The sequence below is a fragment of the Beijerinckiaceae bacterium genome, from assembly GCA_004564215.1.
GTDB lineage: Bacteria > Pseudomonadota > Alphaproteobacteria > Rhizobiales > Beijerinckiaceae > Methylocapsa.
Genome location: CP024846.1, coordinates 2,559,032 through 2,578,784 on the forward strand (window position 1 = coordinate 2,559,032; position 19,753 = coordinate 2,578,784).

The window sequence follows — 19,753 nt, forward strand, 5'->3', positions numbered from 1 at the left end:
ATGACAGAGCGGCGTGCAAATTTCGACTATGAGGATCTGATTGCCTGCGGGCGTGGGGAGTTGTTCGGTCCGGGCAATCCACAATTGCCGCTTCCGCCGCTCTTAATGTTCGATCGCATCGCCGACATTTCCGAACACGGCGGCGCCAACGGGAAGGGCGTTATTTTAGCCGAGTTTTCAATTAGGCCGGACCTCTGGTTCTTCGGGTGCCATTTCAAGGGCGACCCGGTGATGCCGGGATGCCTCGGTCTTGACGCGCTGTGGCAGCTTTTGGGATTTTATCTCGGCTGGCTGGGCCTGACCGGACGCGGCCGGGCCCTTGGCGTCGGCGAAGTCAAATTCTCCGATCAGGTCTTGCCGACCGTCAAACGCATTATCTATGGCGTTGATTTAAAACGTGTGTTCAAAACCAAACTGGTTCTCGGAATCGCCGATGGGTGGCTCGAGGCCGATGGAATACGCATATATGAAGCAAAGGATCTGCGCGTCGGCTTGTTCAAGGCGGGAACACCATCCGCCGCCTGAAGCTGAGCTGGTCCTTGATTTGGCCCTGGGGCCGCGGCGGGTCCGTCATCGGTTCCGCGAAGAGTTTGGGAGTTTGAGGTATGAGACGGGTTGTCGTCACCGGGATGGGGATTGTGTCGGCGATTGGGAACAATAGCCAAGAGGTGCTGGCCTCGTTGCGGGAGGCGAAGTCGGGGATTGTGAAGGCCGAGAAATATGTCGAGCTTGGGTTTCGCAGCCAGGTCCATGGGGCGCCGACGCTCAATCCGGAAAGCATGATCGATCGGCGCGCCATGCGGTTTCATGCCGGCGGCACCGCCTGGAACCATGTCGCGATGGATCAGGCGATCCTGGACGCCGGGCTGACGCCGGCCGAAATCTCCGATGAGCGCACCGGCATCATCATGGGCTCGGGCGGGCCTTCGACGCGGACCCTTGTCGAGGCGGCCGACACCGCGCGCAGCAAGGGGGCCAAGAAGATCGGTCCCTTCGCGGTGCCCAAGGCGATGTCCTCGACGGCCTCGGCGACGCTCGCCACCTGGTTCAAGATCAAGGGCGTCAATTATTCGATCTCGTCGGCCTGCGCGACCTCCAATCATTGCATCGGCAACGCCTATGAAATGATCCAATATGGCAAGCAGGACATCATGTTCGCGGGCGGCTGCGAGGAACTCGATTGGACCATGTCGGTCCTGTTCGACGCGATGGGGGCGATGTCGTCGTCCTTCAACGATCGTCCGGCCGTCGCCTCGCGCGCCTACGACAAGGACCGCGACGGCTTCGTGATCGCCGGCGGCGCCGGGGTTCTGGTGCTGGAGGATTATGAGCACGCCCGCGCGCGCGGCGCGAAGATTTATGCCGAGATCGTCGGCTATGGCCTGAGCTCGGATGGCTACGACATGGTGGCGCCGTCGGGGGAGGGCGCGGTGCGCTGCATGCGGATGGCGCTGGCCAACGTCACGACGCCGATCGACTACATCAATCCGCATGCGACCTCGACGGGGATCGGCGATCTGAAGGAGATCGAGGCGATCCGGACGGTGTTTGGGGCGGGCGAAAACTCGCCGCCGATTTCGGCGACCAAATCGCTGACCGGCCATTCGCTTGGCGCGACCGGCGTGCAGGAAGCGATCTATTGCCTGTTGATGATGCAAAGCGGCTTCATCTGCGAGAGCGCCAATATCGAGGAGCTCGATCCCGCCTTCGCCGACATGGACATCGTCCGCAAGCGCCGCGACGACATGAACCTGCGGACCGTCCTGTCGAACTCGTTCGGCTTCGGCGGAACCAACGCCAGCATTGTCTTCAAGCATGTCGACGCCTGAAGATAAAATGGCGCACAATCCTGAAGGCGTGATGCAGGGCAAGCGTGGTCTCGTCATGGGTGTCGCCAACGATCATTCGATCGCTTGGGGCATTGCTCAAAAACTCGCCGAACACGGCGCCGAACTGGCCTTTACCTATCAAGGCGAGGCGCTGGGGAAACGCGTCAAACCCCTGGTCCATAGCCTTGGCTCGACGCTTGTTCTTCCGTGCGATGTCGAGGACACGGGTTCGGTTGACGCTGTCTTTGCGGCGATCGAAAAATGCTGGGGGTCGCTCGATTTCGTGGTCCATTGCATCGCCTATTCGGACCGCGCCGAATTAAAGGGCCGCTATGCCGATACTTCGCGGGAAAATTTTTCGCGCACGATGCTGATTTCGGCTTTTTCCTTCACCGAAATCTCCCGGCGCGCGGCCGCCCTCATGCCGACCGGGGGCGCGCTGTTGACCTTGACCTTCTCGGGGGGGACAAGGGTCATGCCCAACTACAACGTCATGGGTGTTGCCAAGGCGGCCTTGGAAGCCAGCGTTCGCTATCTCGCCGCCGACTACGGTCCCCATGGGATTCGGGTCAATGCCATTTCCGCAGGTCTTGTGCGGACCCTTGCTGGCGCCGGAATCGCCGACGGGCGCGTGATGTTCAATTTTCAGAAGGCGCATGCCCCATTGCGCCGCAATCTCACGATTGCCGACGTTGGCGGTGCCGCGCTTTACCTTTTGTCCGATCTTTCAAGCGGCGTTACTGGCGAAATCCACCACGTGGACGCTGGCTACAATGTGGTTCTGATGCCCCACCCGGATAATTTGAAGCCGGATGCGGCGCTCTGATCCTGTGGGATGCGCACAGGTAAAGTCAGGCAGCCTTGAAGGGGAGGCGTGCCCATGCTATCTGCGCCGGGACATGTTTGAAGCCGCACGTGTCACGATTTTCGGAGAGGTGGCTGAGTGGTTGAAAGCACCGCACTCGAAATGCGGCATAGGTGCAAGCCTATCGGGGGTTCGAATCCCTCCCTCTCCGCCAAGATGGCTTCCACGTAGTTCCACCGACAACCGCCAGCCTCTCCAGCTCCCTGCTAAAACAGCGACTTACTTTCCACGGACGTCCACTGTGATATCTTGACATGTCCCTACTTCCACGTTACAAACTAGGGCCTGAACTTGGGCCAGTAGCGTGGAGGGGGAACGGCAGTGGCAAGGGCACGCAAGAAATTGACCGCGCGGGAGGTTGCGGCGCTGTCAACGCCCGGCTTGCACAGCGATGGCAATCGTCTTTATCTCGCGATCGACGGCCAGTCGCGGAAGCGTTGGATTTTTAGATACCAGACCAAAGGCCGGCAAAGGGACTTGGGCCTTGGCATCCCGCTTGACGTGTCGCTCGCGGACGCAAGGGCCAAAGCAGAGGGGGCCAATGCCCTGCTTCGGCAAGGTGTTGACCCCATCGACCAAAAGAAGCAAGTTGCAATCGCGCTGGTAGTACCGACCTTTGGCCAATACGTCGAAGAGTTCTTGGCGACAAAGGAATCCGGCTGGAGCAACCCAAAGCATCGCGCGCAGTGGCGGGCAACACTCGCGACCTACGCCACTCCGCTGAATGCCCTTCCGCTCGATAAGATCGCGACGGCCGATGTCCTCAAGGTGCTGCAACCCATTTGGGCCGAGAAGCCTGAAACTGCTTCGCGGCTTCGGGGGCGAATTGAAGCTGTGCTCGACGCGGCGAAAGCCGCAGGCCATCGGGTTGGCGAAAACCCGGCGGCGTGGGCTGGCAATCTCAAACACTTATTGCCGAAGCGCCAGGCAAGCCAAGAGCACCATGTCGCCGTGCCGTATGCCGATGTCCCGGCATTCACGAAGCGCTTGCGTGAGCAAGCTGGCCTTGGCGCACTGGCGCTTGAATTCACTATTTTAACAGCGGCGCGATCGGGTGAAACACGCGGTGCGACTTGGTCTGAACTCGATCTCGAAGCCAAAATATGGACCATTCCGGCCGTGCGCATGAAAGCCTCGCGAGAGCATCGCGTCCCGCTCTCCGACCGCGCGATCGAGATTCTGAAAGAGGTCAAGCCACTGGCTAACGGCGAAGCTGGGCTTGTGTTCCCTGGCCTTCGCCACGGCAAGCCTTTGAGCGACATGAGTCTGACAGCGGTCTTGCGGCGCATGAAGGTGAATTCGACGTGCCACGGTTTTCGATCAACGTTCCGGGATTGGGCGGGCGACCACACCGTATTCCAACGTGAAATTGTCGAAGCAGCCCTCGCGCACGTCGTCGGTGACAAGGCCGAGCAAGCCTACAGGCGCGGCGATGCGCTCCAAAAGCGGCGGGCTCTTATGGCGGCGTGGGCCAGTTATCTCGACGCCGTTCCAGCGAATGTCACCGCGCTGAAGCAGGCAGGCTAGCCGTGCGTGTTCGTGTGACTCACGCTGCCCTGTTGTCGCGCGTCGGGAGAACTGAATAATCGTGCGCGTTCTCCGCTTGCGATAGGTCATAAGCCGCTTGCAAATTTAGCCAAAAACGAGGGTCCGTTCCAAAATAGCGCCCGAGCCTAATCGCAGTATCGGCGGACACGTCGCGTCGCTGGCGAATGATATCCGTCAGGCGATTGCCGGGGACGCCGAGCGCTTCGCCTAAGGCCCGCGCCGAAAGTTCGAGCGGCTTCATAAATTCTTCAGCGAGCACTTCGCCGGGGTGCGTTCTCAGTCTGGGCATGAACTGGCCTCCATTAATGATAATCGACTATCTCCACTTGCTCCGGCCCGCGCGCGGTCCAGACAAAGCAAACGCGCCAACGATCATTGATGCGAATGCTGTATTGCCCGGCCCTGTCGCCTTTCAACGCCTCCAGCCGGTTGCCGGGTGGCGAACGCAAGTCGTCTAGCGTGACCGCCGCATCGACCATGTCCAGCTTGCGTATCGCTACGCTGGAAACAGCACACCATTTCGCCGGACAACTGCCGCCCTGAAAGAAAAGCTCCGTCTCGCGGGTGGCAAAGCCCTGGATCATTGTGTCAGATGATATACGATACGTATCTCATATTGTCCAGGGGTATTTGGACGCTTTCCCAATGCCGGTTTGCGTAAACCAGACCGCTTTTAGCAATCCTGCTATCACGGCCGCGTGATAGCAGGATTGCTAGCACGTCAAAAGTACATCTAAGCAATCACGCGGCCGTGATAGCAGCTTTGCTATCCGCTACTTCCAGTAGTCAAGTAGTAACTATTAACGCGTCCTGGATCGCATGGTATAGTAGGATTGTCTATACTTTAACCAAGGAGGTTCGCGTGGAAAACAGCGATCGGGATTCATATTCTTTAAAGGAGTTCGCCAAGCGCAATAGCATCTCGATAAGCTATCTATATCAACTACTTAAGGACGGAAAAGGCCCAAAAACGATTCGCGTCGGCGATCGGCGACGCTTGATTACCGCCAAGGCTGCGGCCGAGTGGCGCCAGCAACTTGAATCACGGGCGGCCTAAACCGCCGACCCCTCCCTCGTTCATCCCCAAAAACTCAAAGGAGAACCAGTTCCATGTCGTTGAAGTACGATACTGTTTTTATCGATCTTTTTACGAAGATCGCTTGCCGCCTGGCGAGGCATCCGCACGTTCTATTGGCCGTTGAAGTCTGCAAAGACGGTAAATTCGTGCAGGTCGAGGTCTTCCCTGCAATCGCGATCGAGGCAATCTCAAAATACGTCGCGAGCTTCGAGCGAGAAGAAAGGAGCGAAGTTTTCATCCACCTCGGCGCAATTCGACCCGATTTTGCCAAGACACGCTCACCGCAGCCAGATGATTTTCTCGAGGTCTTTGGCTTCGTGACGAGCGGTGACGGGGCGTCAATCGAGGCGGCTGCCAAGATTGCGAGGGCGCAGTTGGTCTTGTCAGGCGGCGACAACCTATCGGCCTTATTCGCTTTCGACCAGCCCATGCCGATCGCCGTATTGAAATCGCTGCAAGGGAGAATCGGGGATTTAGCTAAGCGGGGATCGCGAGGAGCTTCAACGGCGATGCCGATCGCCGGCACGGTCGCCTGGCCGACAAGAGACTACGGGCGGCATGAGGCGGAATTCGGAAAGCTTCTGCGAGCCCCTCGGCGGCGCGATCCCGCCATTATCACACCAGTCTTCGCCTGAATCCGATGGCCTAACCGGGGACGGCACGGCGTTTTGCTCCACACCCTCAATGAAAGTAGGCGGAACCGGGGACGAAATGGCTAACTGAAAGGAAAGAACTCGAATTATACTAGGAATATCAAATGGATATCACACCCGCCCCAATTCCCATGGAATTCCGTGACAAATGGTTAGGACCTGCTCGACCCGATGATGCCAGCTTCTTCAAAGTAAACCCAAAGAGGCAATTCTACTTTCGGCCGGCAGATTTAGGTGACACCAGACCAGGCGATGCGCCATCAAGTATCAATTCACCAATAAAATTTTGGGTTATTGTTAGAAAACTATCCCCACACGTGCATGCGACTTTTAAATTTTACGTTGGGAGAGGCCGAGACACGCCAATCCTTAATTTTAATCTTTCGGAAGCGGACCTGAAAATCTTCGCTAGCCGCGAATACCAGCGCGTGAACCGCTGACAAAAAATGGGCGCGGTCCCCGCCAAGGTCCGCGCCCCAAATCCGTATCAATGTCAAAAGTCCCTCAAACAAAAAGGAGAATTCCCTTAATGTCCGATGCGTATAGCCTACAGAATACCCTACAAGAAGTCAACCTCAAATCCAGTATCCTACCAGAAAAATCAAAGTTAGATTCCGCCCTCGACCTCGCTGCCCGCGGCTTTAGGGTATTTCCACTAGTGGAAAATGGCAAGCTGCCGCTTTTCGAAGGATGGCCCGACAAGGCCACCACAAATCCGGAGCAAATCAGGAAGTGGTGGACCGATGAGGAGTTCCATCTAGAACTCAACTACAATATCGGGATCTGCACCAATGACCTGATCGTCGTTGACATCGATGTAAAAAGCGAAAAGCGGGGCCTCGAATCCTTCGAGGGACTTGGCCTAAGCTTCGATTCGTTCACGGTTGCGACGCCCACCGGCGGAAGGCACGTCTTTTACTGGGGGCCACTCTGCGCCAACACTGTGGAAATACTTGGGCCGGGCTCGGGGTTGGACATTCGAGGGTGGCATGGGTTCGTAGTCGGCGCAGGAAGCGTCATAAACGGCCGTGCCTACGAGATCCTCAGAGACACTGACGTAGGGCCGGTTCCGGACATCCTGACGCCCTTTTTGCGACCGCCGGGCAGGCGTGCGCGCGGTGAAAACGAGTTCGCCGAGGATTCGGAGGGCGCCTGCGCCGAGGCCCTCCACTACTTGACCCACAATGCTCCAGTCGCGGTCAAGGGCAGCGGCGGCAATACCACGGCCTACAAGGTAGCGGCCCACCTTACCCGTGACCTCGGCCTGAGCGCAGACACCGCTTTGGCGCTGATGATGTCCAATTGGGCCGAACGTTGCATTCCGCCAGCCGGACGGAGGAGAAGCTCGGGGCGATCGTCGATCACAGCGCCTCTTATGGCCTGAACGCTATGGGCTCTGGCACGCTCGACGCGATTCTTGGGCCGGCGGGCGTGGCCGCGTTGGATTCGGTTATCGAGTCCGCACCGGCCCCAGCGGCCAAAGGCGCGCATGTTCATGCGGCGGGCTTGGAATTGCGCACGATGGAAGGTCTCAAAATGGAACCCATCTCCTGGCTTTGGGAAGGTTGGCTCGCAAAGGGAAAATTCCACCTAATAGCCGGAGCGCCGGAAGCTGGTAAAACGACGATCGGGCTGTCAATGGTGGCAACGATCACTTCCGGCAACCGTTGGCCGGACGGCGCGCAGGCAAAGGTCGGAAATTGTCTGATTTGGACTTCCGAAGATGGTCTCGCTGATACAATCATGCCCCGGCTACAAGCCATGGGTGCCGATCTTAAACGCGTGCACTACGTCGAAGGTAAGCGCGAAGCAGATGGCAAGAAGCGGCCATTCGATCCCGCGCGCGACATGCCGGATCTAGCAAAGGCCGTGGCCGGGATTCCAGGCGGAATTGATTTTTTGATGCTGGATCCGGTTGTTGCGGCAGTTGGCGCCAAGACCAATTCCCACAACAACGCCGAAACCCGCAACGCGCTTCAGCCGGTGCTAGACTTCGCGGAATGCGCCAATTGCGCCGTGCTCGGGGTCACGCACTTCACGAAAGGCACGGCAGGGAAAGACCCCGTCGAGCGAGTGACAGGGTCGATCGCTTTCGGCGCCCTTGCCCGCATTGTCATGATCGCAGCGAAAAACGAGTCCAGCGATTCCGATGCGCCCCGCATCCTGGTCCGCGCGAAATCTAACATTGGCACGAGCAGCGGCGGCTTTGGGTATGACGTTGTGGCTGGCCCGCTATATGAACGCCCGGACATCATCGCCACTCGCGTTGAGTGGCAGGGGCCGGTCGAAGGGAGCGCCAGGGCTCTTTTGGCCGAAGCGGAAAGCGATTCTGAAACCAGCGGCGGAATGTCGAAGATGGAGCAAGCGCATCAATTCCTGCAAGCCACACTTGCCATCGGGGAGCGCCCGCAAAAGGAAATCGAAGCCGATGCGAAGCAGGTAGGCATTGCGGAAAAAACATTGCGGCGTGCCGCCAAGGAGGTTGTCGCCAAGCGCAAGGGCGGCACGACCGGCGGCTGGTTTTGGAGCCTCAAAAACCAAGGATTCGAGGTGGGACTGCCGGGGTCTATCCCCAACCAAGAAGCGATCTTCGGATTTAGCGAGCCGGGGCAAGTGCAGTAGCAGGCGTGCTACTCAGTCGGGCCAGGTGCAATAGCACGGGTGCCACTCAGTCGGGCCAAGTGCAATAGCGCGAATGCTATTCGGCATGACTCCCGAAGATGGCCAAGTTTACAGCACTTCCCCCTGACAACTTTTATGACCATCTTCGAAGATGGCCAAGATGGCCAAAAAAAGAATGACGGGCAGGTTGGCCATCTTGATGGCAATCTTCGGGAGCGGTCCGTGGACAGCACAGGTGCTATTTCCATTGCGACCGGCCGGTTTTAGTGCCCGTGATCTTTTGAAGCGGAAGGAACGGCGGGACGCCAGCCTGCTGTTCCGGCAGATTGGGTGTCCCACTAGTCCGGGGCCGTGGCCCGCTGGCACCTATACGCGTGGTAGGAGATGGACCGCATCGGTCGCCCGCGCGCGCCCTCCGCGCCTGCAAAGGGACCACCTCGGGCGCCCTGGACTTGGACCTGGACAGCCTAAGATCGGCATGCGGCGCCGCCCCGCCGATGTTCGTGGCCCGCTGGCATGTATTGCCAATGAGTTGTTATGTATTTAACGCCTATAAGCCCCCTTATAGATGCTTAAATCTATAAGACCCACCCATAATAGATGCTATCGTATAGTAACAAGCTACAACAAAAAAGCATCTACAAAATATATATTTAATCATTATTACAATTATGTCTTGCAGATTAAAGAATCAGTGCTATAATACTTGTTCAGCGGTTCAAGCTTCAGAACGGCCCGAGAGCTGAAAAGGAAATCCACGCTATGTCACCTTTTGCTGACGCTTCAGACGACCGGGTTTGCATCGATGGCCCGATTTGGATCACGCGTGCCGCTCATGAAGTGCTTGAAGAACTGACGAGTACACGCGGCTGCGCACTCGCAGACCTTTTGGAAGGCCTGGTGCAGACTTTAGGAGACGATCTGGATTTGCTCAGCGAGGTGAGCGGGGCGAGGGATCCGGAGCACGAGCCCGAGGTCGAACTCTCGAAAGTGCTGCGTCGCCAGCTTCGCGATTGGCCCTCAAAGCCGCTGCGGGGCGGCTAGGCTCCCCTACGCGGCGTCCCCAACGGCCACGCCGTTAAACTCGGGCTCATATATGGCGCGAACCGGGCTCGGCGGCCGCTGGCTGGCCTCGCAGGCCGCAAGGACAGGGCGCGGTGCTCCCCGCAATACGGCAGGCCCGGCTCCCTCACTGCGTCGCAAAACAACCACGGCCGGCTTCCGCCCGTGCCGCGCTTGACCGGCCAGCAACAACCGGTTTGGTATTCAAGCGTGACAAGTCTCGGGGTGAGAGAGGTTCCATGCATTCTGCCGATATAGGGAAGTTCGCTATTTCTACAAGACGGCTTTGTAGATTAGGCCTGATTTGGCCAGGTTGAAGCGCAAAGATTACAAAACGGTAATGTGGAGGACGTTCTTTGCGAAGGCTGCGGGCGCAGAGTTCCACATAAATAATCTGTGAATAAGGGCTATTTTGCGCGCGAAAAGCCCCAACATTAACTTTTCGTAATGTTATATAGCCTAGCCGAAATCCGCGCATAGCCCGCACCAAACTCAGCAATAATATAGTGGCATCGATATAATAGGACTATGTGGATATATCTGGAACCATATTATTGGCCCGGTCTAGTAATCAGCAGTAAAGACGGATTATTCGGTAGCAACCGTGCTAAATCATGGGCGTTGAGCTCGATTTGGCCAATGTGCGATCGATGGTAAAAGGGCGGGCTCATGCCGATTTCGGATTTGTCGGAACTCATTACCGCGGGGAATGAAGATCTTAGGGTCGAGTTTAAGGCGTGGATGGATACCTCGCAGTCTGAGGTAAAAGCCAATCTAGCGCGCCACATAGCAGCGCTTGCCAACCATGGCGGCGGCTACCTGATTTTTGGTATCGACGACAAGACCAGGCAGCCGCAAGGCTCAACTGATCTCAGTCCTTCGCTGTTCAATCAGGATGCGATCTCCGCGATTGTGAAGCGCTACCTTGATCCGCGACTACAGGTTGTGGTCGAGCGAGTTCAATACTCCGGTGTGGCCTATCCTGTGGTCATCGTGCCCTCGCACGAAGCGCGACCTGTGATCGCGGTAGCAGACGGTCCGCAAGACGCCAAGGGGCGTGTCGGCGGCATTAGGAAAGGCACGATCTATATAAGAGCCGCCGGCCCCGAGAGCGTGGCGATAAGTGAGCCCGATGACTGGAACACGCTTCTTGAGCGCTGCCTCTCTCATCGCTCCGATCTCCTTGGCAAGATCCTTCGCCAGTCGATCGCCAAGCAGACCCAGCCAAGCGCCCGAAATATCGAGCTGCTTTTGGCTGCGGTGAACAACACCGCGGATGATTTTGCGGTCCAGATAGCTGCGCTAGCTGAGCGCGTCCCATCGAAGGAGCGGGAGCGCGTACGCGCTGCCGGAGGGCAGTTCTCCGCGCTCGGCTATGCCCTTCTTGATGGAGAGGGCGAACTCATGGAAATCGAGGATTTGCGTGGCATGAGTGACCGCGTTGCCGTAGCGATGCACCGCTATGCATACTATGGCTGGGCGTCATTTCTGCCGCTGACGTATCCTGAGCGCGCACCGCAAGTGCGGACGGGGACTCTCCTTGCTAAAGATCTCGGATACTTGGAGGGGATGCGACTGGAGAACACGGGGCTGCTGACGAGCGCATTTGACTACTGGCGAATCTATGAATGTGGAATCGCCGTTACGGTTGAGTCGTTTCGCGAGGATCGTTCGGGGTCAAGCGGCGACAAAGTTAGGCATCTCACCGCATTGCAGATTCTCATAAGGATCCATTCCCTGCTTGCGCATGCGCGCTTACTAGGCCAAGAAATACCGGGTGTTCACCAGGTGGTCGTTCGCATGGACTGGCGGGGCCTTTCAGGCCGCCAGCTGGCGTGGGACGAGATGCGTGTCGTCAGTCCGATTAAAGTCGCCGACGATAGGTTTGTGAAGACGGTGGCACTCTCCTGGAGCGACCTTCGCGACACATATTTTTCGGCCCTACGTCGTATAGCTCTTCCGTTTTTCAACCTGTTTAGAAATGCCGGGTGGCTTGAGCCGGATAAGTGGCTAACACGCGAGCTGGTCGAGCAGGAATTCGGGAAAATGCAGGGCGCAGCCTTGCATTTGTTCGAGGACTGAACAAGCGCGTCCGCTTTACCGCCTCATCCCCAACTGCCTCAATCAAACGGGCGTGAGAAACACTGGTCGTCCAAGAGCGTAGCGCCGCGCATAACGCTTGAATTATGTTGGAACATATACAGAAATTCGCTGTCACGCGCGTAAATCTGACGCATAGAATGCAGGATGATGCTTCCATTGATCTGCGCGACCAACAGATCGTCTGCGTCAATTTCGTCGTCATCGTCGTGGTCGCCCTCGAATGTCCCAATCATTGCCAGGTCGTTTGAGATTGGGAAAAGCAGTTGTGTTTTATGACGGCCAAGGCCGGGAGGAAATCCGCCACTCAATGCAAGGTCGGACCACATCAGACACATAGGATGATCTGACGTGACGAAGCCGCTTGATTTTGGTGACGCGCGGAACAAAACCCATTTACGCCTAAAGATGAGTGGCAGGATTTTATCGAAGGTTCTTAGCTCCATGTGCAAGTGCTGCGAGGTCGTTGTTTCAACCCTAAATTCACTCCTCTCGACAAATTTCCGCATCTTTTCATAGTCGGTATCGGTGCTAGCAGCGAGATAGCCATCCTTTTGGGCGCGACGAACGTGCGAGGCCCAGAGTTCTGGCGTCGATGTTACCAAATCCATAAATACTCGTTCGATATGTTCACGGAAGACGCGAAAATTCTCTCGCAGACGCGGGTTTTTTGTTGCCATTAGGCCGATGAGATTGAAAAGCATTACGCGGTCCTTCTCGCTTTTGATTGAGCGCGCGCTGACAATTTGCCTGAGGGCCCGGTCAAGCTTGGTTTCAAAGCCGGAAAACGCATTTTCGAGTGCATCCGGAGGATGGCCGTCAACATCAATTCTGTTAAAATCACGTTTGGTAGCTACATTGGCAGGGGCGGCGAGAAACGACTGGCGTTTCTCCGTGTTGATCACAAAGAGCTCTGGCTTCTCTCGTTCCGCGACGAACCCCCTAAGGTAACATTGCGGCACGTAGTGGTGTCGTCTGGCCGTCATGCCTGCAACCTTAGACTCATGCCGTGAGAAATGGCGTAGCTCTGCAATCTCGCGCACCGGCTCGCGATTCTCATATCGCTTGATGGAAAAACGGTTGTCCGGGCCTCTCGCCGGGCCGCCGCAATTGTTACGCGAAGCTCAATCGCATTCAATTTCTTTGGATGATGCGTTGACGGTAGGGTCTGAACAAACTTCCTCGCTATCCTTGATAACGGTCCAACCAGATAATTGTCCGGAACCAAAAACCCCAGCTGCCCATGCGCTTGCTGTTGCTCCTAAGAAAATGCCGATGGCCGCCCCCACAAGGATTTTTGCCATGATCGCTCTCCTGCTTCCAATAGGCACGCCAACGCGACGCCGTAGTTAACCATCTCGGGGGACGCGCGGCCCGATATTGGCAATGATTTCGTCAGCTGCGAACGAGCCAGATGGCAATGCTTCACCCTTCCTCGGAGTGAAAACGCGGACGTAAACATCCTTGCCGGGCTTGTGGATGTTGTAGACGGTCCCCGGCTGGTAAGTTGTCATAGCAGTGTTGCCGATGACGTTCGTTTGAGAGGAGCCCGCCGTTTGGCCAACCTGATCGGAACTCGCATCATCTGCACCGAGGATCGCGAAATGGGTTTGTCCCGCTGCTACCGCCGTCTCGGCCGCTTTAAGTAAGACATAATCCTGAATCGCGGTGCCGGAGGTGTACCCATTGCCCCGCGCAACAATCCTGTAGGTGTCGTTTGTGATTGCCTGAGCAGTAACACCTCCGCCGAATCCCATGTTCTGATATTTGGTAGCGCACCCAATTAGCCCGGCGGCCAGCAGAAACACTATTGCAACTTTTCGCATTTAGCTTCCCGTTCGCAACGTTGCTAAGCCTCAGATAATGGCTGAAAGAAAACAATAAAGCTCAGGTCATTGGGGGTCAATCTTGGGCAAAAACGAATGGCGGCTGACCTCGCTTAGCCATTTGTAATTATCTGATCCCCAACCGCCTCAACCAAGCTCGGGTTGTTGTCTCCCCGCCCTGATGTGTTAACCCGCTTCGAGACCGGCCACATGCGTAGAAGATCATTCCGCGCCGGCCGCCGAGCGGACCGTCGATGGCCTCTGGGACAAGACCGGCGCACTCCTGCCTGCTTTTACGCCGAGAGAATGCGAAAACTTCTTCGCCGCTGCCTCCCAGAGACGCTTGGCTTTCATACCCGTTGAGCAAGACTTACTTGAGCTTAACTTAGTATCTTCTACGTATTATCTAAGTAATATTAAAATATTATTGGCTTTCGTTTTGTATTTTACTTGCGTAATTATCGTAATTATGCTAGGTATCAAAGATGATTATCGGCGCTTTCGCCGTCCGGCCCCGCAAATAATATTCACGACGGCGGTAAGCAAACAGATGAGTGAAGATTATGGGTACAATTCTTGACCTTGCGAGCTTCGTTAGGACGCCGCTCGGCGCTATTTTGGCGGTCGCCCTCATAGCGGCTGCTTTTTATTATGGACGGTGGATCCTCGCAAATTGAGGAGCGCCATGCGCTCCCCGCAAGCATTCCGCGAGATGGCGGAAAAGCGCGCCACACCAGCCAAGGAAGCTACGAGAAGATGAACATCGCTACGACCGAAGCTGCCTATCTCATCAAAGCAAGTTATTTGACGACGGTTGAGGATGTGCAGGCTTACAACAACCAGTTTATCGAATTCGCTCAAGCGAACACCAACGCCGCTTGCGACTTTGTCCAGAAGCTGTCCGGCGTGAATCCGCCTTCGGAATTCATAGAACTTTCGACCGAGCATGCACGCCAGCAAATCGAGATGCTGACCGAGCAGACCAAGCAACTTGTTACGCTCGCCCAGAGGGTGACGCTCGCGACCTCGGAGCCATTCAAGACGGGCGTCGCAGACGCGTCCAGACACGCCGCCTGAGCTGAGCTGTCCTAAATTTTAGTGTCGATCGAAGCGGGCGCGGCAACACATCCCTTCAGCGTTGTGCCCGAGCCGTTGCGTGCTTCAAAGCCATCGCCGCCAAAGAACTGAAGATTTCGAAGGAGACGGTTCGTAATCGACTGAAATCCGTCTTCCTCAAGACGGATACGCACCGTCAAAGCGAACTTGTGGCCTTGCTTCAGCAGCTCAAGTGACGCTGTGGCTCCGACATTTTTGGTTTAGGTTTGGCATTTTCGCCTCCAAGTGCGCTTACCGCGGAGGCTCGTCGTCGGTGTCAGCTGCCCATCGCCTCTTTTTGCCAGCGGTGTACGGCTTAAAAACTCTTTCTCACGCCGCAGTGCACCAGATGATCGGTGCGCGCCTTGGTCTCGCTCGCCAGCCACTCCGGTCGTGCGGTCAAACACCACTGATAGTGGTTGCGATAATCGGCCTGCCAGCGCGGATTATCGGGGAGAAAGCACTGCTGAAACCGCCGCATCGTTGAATAATCGGAGACCGCGCCATGGGCATAGTTGGCACAGCGTTGGTTTTCGGGCGGAGGAAGTGTCTCTACCCTAGGCGGCGACAGTTGCGCTGTGTTGAAGCAGGCCGCGGCGTGGGAATTGTCGGCATGCACCGTGCTCGCGGTCAGCAGCGAGAGCGCGACCAGCAAAAATCTGAACGTACTGCAGGTCATCGGGATGGTTGACATTGATCATCGTCCTTTCCTGAGGCGACCCACTAAAGTGTTGAATTAGCCAACTATCAAGGGATTGTTTTCGAAATGCTACCAGGGACTTGTTGAAAGAAGATTTCATCCAGAAGTCGCCTGTGCCAGACGCGTCCGAGTGTCATCTCAAGTTCCTCCCTTGTGACCCCTTCACGTCCAGCATAGACGCCGATGAATACCTCGGCTGCTACGCGAGAATAAGCGTGCTCAGCGCTTCATCGTTCTCTGCCATATTGACGAGGAGCTGTGCAGGAAATGCAGCCTTACGCGGCAACCACCACCAGCGTGACATCATCATCATAACTTCCCTTTTGGCCTGCTAGGTCCATGTCGGGCGGCGAACCGGGCAGGATATAGGCGTCAGAAAAGCGACCACGAGCAAATAGCCCAAGGGCCGCTGTGATCGCTGCGGTGAGGTCGGCCTTAGCTTCGTGCAACGGCGGCGCCAAATCGTCGAGGACGCTCTGACTGAATGGACCCGATTCGACGGTGACGTGTGACCACCACGCCGCGCCATGAAGCTGGCCGTCGCGGACGAAAAAGAAAATATCGTAGCGCACCCAAGCCTTGTAGTCGGACCAGCGTACCTGCCCCAAGTCAATCTCAATATACCAGTCATCACCAAAGGGATTCCAAACCTTGATTCTAGTTTTGAGCGGGATGCGCACTTGAACTGTCAATTCCTGCTCGATCGTGGCAAAGGCCTTGTCTGCTTCGTAGTCGGGGAAGTAGGTCGCATACATCCGCGGGTCACCAGATCTCGAGACCGGCTTGCCTTGAGTTTTACTGTCGAAAATCGTGGTAAACTGCGAGGTGACGTTAGACCGCAGCGCGACCTCGGTCTCCTTGTCCTTCGAGGATCGGGCGATGATCAGCGAACTCGAGATCACATCGTTGAAGTCGTCTCCGAGATAAGTCCACCAAGCCGAGGAGAACTGACCGCCGACGTTGAGTGAGGCGAAGTGGCCATCGAAGTTAATATGTTCAAATGCATAGAAGTTGCCGCGGTTACCATTGTCCCAGGCCCGCATAGATGAGAACTCATCATTCTGTCCGGCCCCATACTTATTCCAAAAATAACGAAACTGACCCGAATCGGAAGTTGACGAGAAACCTCCGAAGTTGATGTGTTCCCAGAGCGTTGCCGTGACCGACATGTTTACTCCCCTCCCACTTGAGAAAACCCGGCGCGGCTAAGACGATCGGGAGCTTTGCTTCTCGGGAATATCCGGCCCAGTACGGCAGAACGAAGCTCGTCGTGCTCGGCTTGGCTAAGGCAGGATTCCACCGCCATCCAGATCTCCAGCAAACTTTGGCGTTTGCCGTCATCATCCTGATAATTGTCAGACGAGAACAACGTACGCAGCTCATAAACGGCTTGCTCGATCTGTTCCGGTGCAGCCAATATCCCTCTGGTGGCCTTGTAGCGGCCACTCGCGATTGACCCTACGCCCTCCGCGGTGTCGCTAACGCGTCGCATGCTGTGCACCATCCGCGACGCCCGCATGAGAGAGTCAGGTGTGTACCACGAAGCAATTGCCGCAAGCTGTTCCAGGTCTGATTCCCGGCTAGGCGTCTGACCAACCGCGCTTCTGCCGTCGTCGTCCATGAAGAACTCCCTGCCCGTTCGAGTTTTAGCTGGCATTCCCCAGATAACTAGGAATGTGGCAAACGAGTATCATGAATCTTCTGCCGCGAAGTCAGTCATTCGTCGTACAGACTCTCCCGGATCATCCGTTGATGTTGAGACTGCCTCGCTGCCATGATGCTCAGGCACACCAAAACCAGTGACATGGCGCAATGCACGCCTAACAATACCGAGTGCGGGTTGTGATCCAGACGCACCCCTCCTTTTGTTTTTGCCCGAGCGCGAACAGCGGATGAATAGCAGGTGCAGTCATCGTGGCCGTTCCAGACACTATTTTTTGTTTGCCATGGGTCGGACTCATGCTCAAATCCATGTCGCGCGTGAGCAACGTCGCCACGGCATCGATCGCTGCGATGACCATCGACGCCACTGAGAAAGCTGAAGCCGGTCAGGTTGCCTCCCGTCACTGGCGTTCACTGTCTAAAGAAGGGCGTTGGTTTCGACAGGCTCAATCAAGCTCGGGTCGTCGTCTCGCCACCCCGACGCGTTCACCCGCTTCGACACTGGCCACATGCGAAGCGAATCATTCGGCGCCGGGCGCAACAATTCGACGCCAGCCTTTCCAGTTAGCCAGACGTCGTGATCTTGCTGCTCGATCAACACCGGCATGCGATCGTGAATCTGCCGTGTGAAGTCGTTGGCACTGGTCACGATCAACGTGCAGGAAACAATGGTCTCGCCCGCTTGCGGGTCTTTCCATTCATCTCATAAGCCGGCGATCGACAATACCGCGCCATCCGCCGCGCTTATGAAATATGGCTGCTTGCCACCCTCGGTTGCGCGCTATTCGTAATAGCCGGACGCCGGCGCGATGCACCGCGTGCGTCTGAAGGCTGAGCGGAACATCGGCTTTTTGGCTACGGTTTCGGACCGCGCGTTAAATGTCGAGGGCACTTCTTTAGCAGACTTTTTCCACCAACACGGGATGAGACCCCAGCGCATCGGGACAAACTCGGGGCCGGCTTGCGCCAATCGCACAACGTCGATTGCTGTTGTTGGGGCGATATTGTAGTGGGGGCTGGGTCAGCCGGTAAAGTTCGACCAGTTCGCGCCACGTGTAGTTTTGAGTGAAGCGTCCGCACATGGCGAGAGCTTATCACTTACCGAAAATCCGCGCCCCTGAGCTCTTCGTGGACGCGCCTTTTCACCCCCGCTATCTGCGGTCGTGAGCCAAGCCATATTGCCTAGGGGCTTATGACGATTCGGTCTTCGACGTTGGTCACGCCGGGTGCAGACCACGCCACGCGCTCCGCCTCTTCCCGTTCGAACCGTGAGCTCACGATGCCTTTAAGAATCACCTCGCTGCCGTTCGCTTCAATGGTAATGCAATTGGCGTCGACCTCCGCGCTATGCCGGAATGCATCCTGGATCCTTTGCTTGATTCGCTTGACGTCGGAAGGCTGGATTAGCGGTCTAACCACTTGAATTTCGTTGCTGATGCCTCTAACGCCTTTGAGTGGACGCACTGCAAGTTCTGCCGTAAGCCGCTGATATTCCAATTCGATCTGTCTTTCTAGGATTACCCATCCTAGTGATTGCCATTCGACCTCGCCCCCTAACGTCACCCATCCGTTCGTAACAACGATAGTTATTTTTGCGCAGGAAACCGGCAGTTGCGCCTTGATGGCAGTGGACGCATCAAGAGCGATTTCGGAATCCAGCCTTCGGTCCGCGCTGGGCAGACGAACCTCGATCTCATTGGTCACGGCGGCCACGCCGGCGACCTGCTTCGCATCGGCCTCCGCCTCGCATTTGTCTACGTAGCTGCGGACGAATCCGGTTAGAACGACAGCTCCCTTGCTGACTGCGACCACGATGCCGGCTGGATCTCGATCGCTGCGCCGCCGAAGCTTGTCCTTCACAAGTTGTTCAATCCCACGGTAAGCCACTGGGAGCCTCCTTTCGAAAAAGGTGCCGAGAGGTTGGGGGATGAACCAACCAAACGCCGAGGGGAAGCTTGGGGTTCCAACGATACCTTAGCCGCAGCGATGTCGCGTGCCCCATCTTCAATGTCATGCCGTCTCTTGAAGGGGGGGGCTGTCGATGCTTCCACCTCAATGTGCTCAGGCTCGGCCACGGCTTGTTCAATCGCGGTGATAAGCATGATGATAGGACGCAGAGACAAATTTAGTGCTAGGGCCGACTCAGCCAAGCCCCGCCTTAAACAGTCGTCACAGCTACCGCGGCTTTTTCGAGTTCAGAGCTTTCACGCCATATTCCGCTGCATCCTCTGCTCCAGCGTTCGTTCCTTCCGGGGTACAACGAGTCGTGGGTGGCGAGCCGCAGACCCTCCCGATATTCGCCCAGCCGACGCATTTTCCGTCTGGTCCTCTATAGCCGGGGCCTCCGCGGCAGCCACAGCCTTCGCAAGCGAGTACCGGAGTCGTAATAAAAAATATGGCGGCTAAAATTACGGGCATGATTTTGCACTCCCCGCTACGGGGCCGCGCCAAGCGACAGTGGCTCACCTCCGCCAAATCGCCCCCTCAAAATTACGCTTAAATTCCGCTGCCAGCGCGGTGCTCTCGATCACGATAAGATCGTTGTCCTGGCGCTTCAGGCCCGACGCTGAGAAATTCGCGGCGCCGGAGCGCAGCAACTTACCATCGATTTGATAGCTCGCTCGACGTCACCTGCCAGCGCGGTCGGCATGCAACCATATTATCATCCGACATCCGCCGGATGATAATATGGCGGGGGGTGAGGCCGTTCATG

21 protein-coding genes, 1 tRNA gene and 2 pseudogenes are annotated in these 19,753 nt (G+C 56.6%); 12 read left to right on the top strand and 12 right to left on the bottom strand.

Annotated features, from left to right (window positions below):
- The 5 genes from CU048_12075 to CU048_12095 all read left to right on the top strand — a co-directional run bounded on the left by CU048_12075 (window position 1) and on the right by CU048_12095 (window position 4,221).
- Window positions 1–525: a beta-hydroxydecanoyl-ACP dehydratase gene (locus CU048_12075; protein QBR71884.1), complete on the top strand. Its 525-nt coding sequence runs from the start codon at window positions 1–3 to the stop codon at window positions 523–525.
- 80 nt (window positions 526–605) lie between these two features.
- The gene (locus CU048_12080) at window positions 606–1,829 is read left to right on the top strand and encodes a beta-ketoacyl-[acyl-carrier-protein] synthase I (protein QBR71885.1); all 1,224 of its coding nucleotides are present in this window, start codon (window positions 606–608) and stop codon (window positions 1,827–1,829) included.
- Window positions 1,830–1,860: 31 nt separating this feature from the next.
- Entirely contained in the window at window positions 1,861–2,655 is a 795-nt protein-coding gene (locus tag CU048_12085; GenBank protein QBR72897.1) for an enoyl-[acyl-carrier-protein] reductase FabI, read from the top strand.
- Between the two features lie 103 nt (window positions 2,656–2,758).
- A tRNA-Ser gene (locus CU048_12090) sits at window positions 2,759–2,848 on the top strand.
- Window positions 2,849–3,015: 167 nt separating this feature from the next.
- Complete coding sequence (locus CU048_12095; protein ID QBR71886.1) at window positions 3,016–4,221, top strand: integrase; 1,206 nt, start codon at window positions 3,016–3,018, stop codon at window positions 4,219–4,221.
- 19 nt (window positions 4,222–4,240) lie between these two features.
- Here the strand turns inward: CU048_12095 and higA are convergent, their stop codons facing one another.
- Together higA and CU048_12105 are read right to left on the bottom strand one after the other, a co-directional pair.
- Entirely contained in the window at window positions 4,241–4,531 is a 291-nt protein-coding gene (gene higA / locus CU048_12100; GenBank protein QBR71887.1) for an addiction module antidote protein, HigA family, read from the bottom strand.
- Between the two features lie 13 nt (window positions 4,532–4,544).
- A complete protein-coding gene (locus CU048_12105; GenBank protein ID QBR71888.1) occupies window positions 4,545–4,826 on the bottom strand; it encodes a plasmid maintenance system killer protein in 282 nt (93 codons plus the stop codon).
- 278 nt (window positions 4,827–5,104) lie between these two features.
- Here CU048_12105 and CU048_12110 point away from each other — a divergent pair, with 278 nt between their 5' ends.
- On the top strand, window positions 5,105–5,299 hold the full coding sequence (locus CU048_12110; protein QBR71889.1) for an excisionase: 195 nt from the start codon (window positions 5,105–5,107) through the stop codon (window positions 5,297–5,299).
- Window positions 5,300–5,352: 53 nt separating this feature from the next.
- Window positions 5,353–5,955 carry a hypothetical protein gene (locus CU048_12115; GenBank protein QBR71890.1) on the top strand — a complete coding sequence of 201 codons (603 nt, stop codon included), beginning with the start codon at window positions 5,353–5,355 and terminating at the stop codon, window positions 5,953–5,955.
- 323 nt (window positions 5,956–6,278) lie between these two features.
- On the opposite strand, the gene CU048_12120 is transcribed toward CU048_12115, so the two are convergent.
- Window positions 6,279–6,464 carry a hypothetical protein gene (locus CU048_12120; protein QBR71891.1) on the bottom strand — a complete coding sequence of 62 codons (186 nt, stop codon included), beginning with the start codon at window positions 6,462–6,464 and terminating at the stop codon, window positions 6,279–6,281.
- On the opposite strand from CU048_12120, the gene CU048_12125 reads away from it, so the two are divergent.
- From CU048_12125 to CU048_12140, 4 genes are all read left to right on the top strand, one after another.
- The gene (locus CU048_12125) at window positions 6,464–7,357 is read left to right on the top strand and encodes a hypothetical protein (protein ID QBR71892.1); all 894 of its coding nucleotides are present in this window, start codon (window positions 6,464–6,466) and stop codon (window positions 7,355–7,357) included. The genes CU048_12120 and CU048_12125 overlap by 1 nt on opposite strands.
- 5 nt (window positions 7,358–7,362) lie before the next feature.
- Window positions 7,363–8,595 (top strand): AAA family ATPase, encoded by a 1,233-nt coding sequence (locus CU048_12130; GenBank protein QBR71893.1) that lies wholly within the window; start codon window positions 7,363–7,365, stop codon window positions 8,593–8,595.
- A gap of 762 nt (window positions 8,596–9,357) precedes the next feature.
- Window positions 9,358–9,639, top strand: a complete 282-nt coding sequence (locus CU048_12135; protein QBR71894.1) for a hypothetical protein — start codon at window positions 9,358–9,360, stop codon at window positions 9,637–9,639.
- A 687-nt stretch (window positions 9,640–10,326) separates the two neighbouring features.
- Window positions 10,327–11,739 (top strand): hypothetical protein, encoded by a 1,413-nt coding sequence (locus CU048_12140; GenBank protein QBR71895.1) that lies wholly within the window; start codon window positions 10,327–10,329, stop codon window positions 11,737–11,739.
- A gap of 38 nt (window positions 11,740–11,777) precedes the next feature.
- Here the strand turns inward: CU048_12140 and CU048_12145 are convergent, their stop codons facing one another.
- Both CU048_12145 and CU048_12150 read right to left on the bottom strand, forming a co-directional pair.
- Window positions 11,778–12,743: a hypothetical protein gene (locus CU048_12145; GenBank protein ID QBR71896.1), complete on the bottom strand. Its 966-nt coding sequence runs from the start codon at window positions 12,741–12,743 to the stop codon at window positions 11,778–11,780.
- A gap of 363 nt (window positions 12,744–13,106) precedes the next feature.
- On the bottom strand, window positions 13,107–13,583 hold the full coding sequence (locus CU048_12150; protein ID QBR71897.1) for a hypothetical protein: 477 nt from the start codon (window positions 13,581–13,583) through the stop codon (window positions 13,107–13,109).
- Window positions 13,584–14,234: 651 nt separating this feature from the next.
- Between CU048_12150 and CU048_12155 the strand changes: the two genes are divergently transcribed.
- Window positions 14,235–14,660: a hypothetical protein gene (locus CU048_12155; GenBank protein ID QBR71898.1), complete on the top strand. Its 426-nt coding sequence runs from the start codon at window positions 14,235–14,237 to the stop codon at window positions 14,658–14,660.
- A 334-nt stretch (window positions 14,661–14,994) separates the two neighbouring features.
- Here CU048_12155 and CU048_12160 read toward each other — a convergent pair whose 3' ends face one another.
- The 7 genes and pseudogenes from CU048_12160 to CU048_12190 form a co-directional block, all read right to left on the bottom strand.
- Window positions 14,995–15,372: a hypothetical protein gene (locus CU048_12160; protein ID QBR71899.1), complete on the bottom strand. Its 378-nt coding sequence runs from the start codon at window positions 15,370–15,372 to the stop codon at window positions 14,995–14,997.
- Between the two features lie 281 nt (window positions 15,373–15,653).
- Window positions 15,654–16,547, bottom strand: coding sequence for a hypothetical protein (locus tag CU048_12165; GenBank protein QBR71900.1), 894 nt, complete (start codon window positions 16,545–16,547; stop codon window positions 15,654–15,656).
- 2 nt (window positions 16,548–16,549) lie between these two features.
- A complete protein-coding gene (locus CU048_12170) occupies window positions 16,550–17,035 on the bottom strand; it encodes a hypothetical protein (GenBank protein QBR71901.1) in 486 nt (161 codons plus the stop codon).
- A 163-nt stretch (window positions 17,036–17,198) separates the two neighbouring features.
- A complete protein-coding gene (locus CU048_12175; protein ID QBR71902.1) occupies window positions 17,199–17,399 on the bottom strand; it encodes a hypothetical protein in 201 nt (66 codons plus the stop codon).
- A 59-nt stretch (window positions 17,400–17,458) separates the two neighbouring features.
- A pseudogene (locus tag CU048_12180) lies at window positions 17,459–18,122 on the bottom strand (DUF159 family protein).
- A gap of 100 nt (window positions 18,123–18,222) precedes the next feature.
- Window positions 18,223–18,927: an ornithine aminotransferase gene (locus CU048_12185; GenBank protein QBR71903.1), complete on the bottom strand. Its 705-nt coding sequence runs from the start codon at window positions 18,925–18,927 to the stop codon at window positions 18,223–18,225.
- Window positions 18,928–19,565: 638 nt separating this feature from the next.
- Window positions 19,566–19,658: pseudogene (locus CU048_12190) on the bottom strand (phosphatidylserine synthase).
- Window positions 19,659–19,753: the final 95 nt, after the last annotated feature.

Bases quoted from the DNA above. Each gene is read 5' to 3' on its own strand.
- CU048_12170 (QBR71901.1), bottom strand. From the start codon at position 17,035: ATGCCAGCTAAAACTCGAACGGGCAGGGAGTTCTTCATGGACGACGAC.
- CU048_12160 (QBR71899.1), bottom strand. From the start codon at position 15,372: ATGTCAACCATCCCGATGACCTGCAGTACGTTCAGATTTTTGCTGGTC.
- CU048_12075 (QBR71884.1), top strand. From the start codon at position 1: ATGACAGAGCGGCGTGCAAATTTCGACTATGAGGATCTGATTGCCTGC.
- CU048_12080 (QBR71885.1), top strand. From the start codon at position 606: ATGAGACGGGTTGTCGTCACCGGGATGGGGATTGTGTCGGCGATTGGG.
- CU048_12125 (QBR71892.1), top strand. From the start codon at position 6,464: ATGTCAAAAGTCCCTCAAACAAAAAGGAGAATTCCCTTAATGTCCGAT.
- CU048_12145 (QBR71896.1), bottom strand. From the start codon at position 12,743: ATGACGGCCAGACGACACCACTACGTGCCGCAATGTTACCTTAGGGGG.
- CU048_12140 (QBR71895.1), top strand. From the start codon at position 10,327: ATGCCGATTTCGGATTTGTCGGAACTCATTACCGCGGGGAATGAAGAT.
- CU048_12130 (QBR71893.1), top strand. From the start codon at position 7,363: ATGGGCTCTGGCACGCTCGACGCGATTCTTGGGCCGGCGGGCGTGGCC.
- CU048_12175 (QBR71902.1), bottom strand. From the start codon at position 17,399: ATGGTCATCGCAGCGATCGATGCCGTGGCGACGTTGCTCACGCGCGAC.
- CU048_12105 (QBR71888.1), bottom strand. From the start codon at position 4,826: ATGATCCAGGGCTTTGCCACCCGCGAGACGGAGCTTTTCTTTCAGGGC.
- CU048_12085 (QBR72897.1), top strand. From the start codon at position 1,861: ATGCAGGGCAAGCGTGGTCTCGTCATGGGTGTCGCCAACGATCATTCG.
- higA (QBR71887.1), bottom strand. From the start codon at position 4,531: ATGCCCAGACTGAGAACGCACCCCGGCGAAGTGCTCGCTGAAGAATTT.
- CU048_12165 (QBR71900.1), bottom strand. From the start codon at position 16,547: ATGTCGGTCACGGCAACGCTCTGGGAACACATCAACTTCGGAGGTTTC.
- CU048_12150 (QBR71897.1), bottom strand. From the start codon at position 13,583: ATGCGAAAAGTTGCAATAGTGTTTCTGCTGGCCGCCGGGCTAATTGGG.
- CU048_12155 (QBR71898.1), top strand. From the start codon at position 14,235: ATGGACGGTGGATCCTCGCAAATTGAGGAGCGCCATGCGCTCCCCGCA.
- CU048_12135 (QBR71894.1), top strand. From the start codon at position 9,358: ATGTCACCTTTTGCTGACGCTTCAGACGACCGGGTTTGCATCGATGGC.
- CU048_12115 (QBR71890.1), top strand. From the start codon at position 5,353: ATGTCGTTGAAGTACGATACTGTTTTTATCGATCTTTTTACGAAGATC.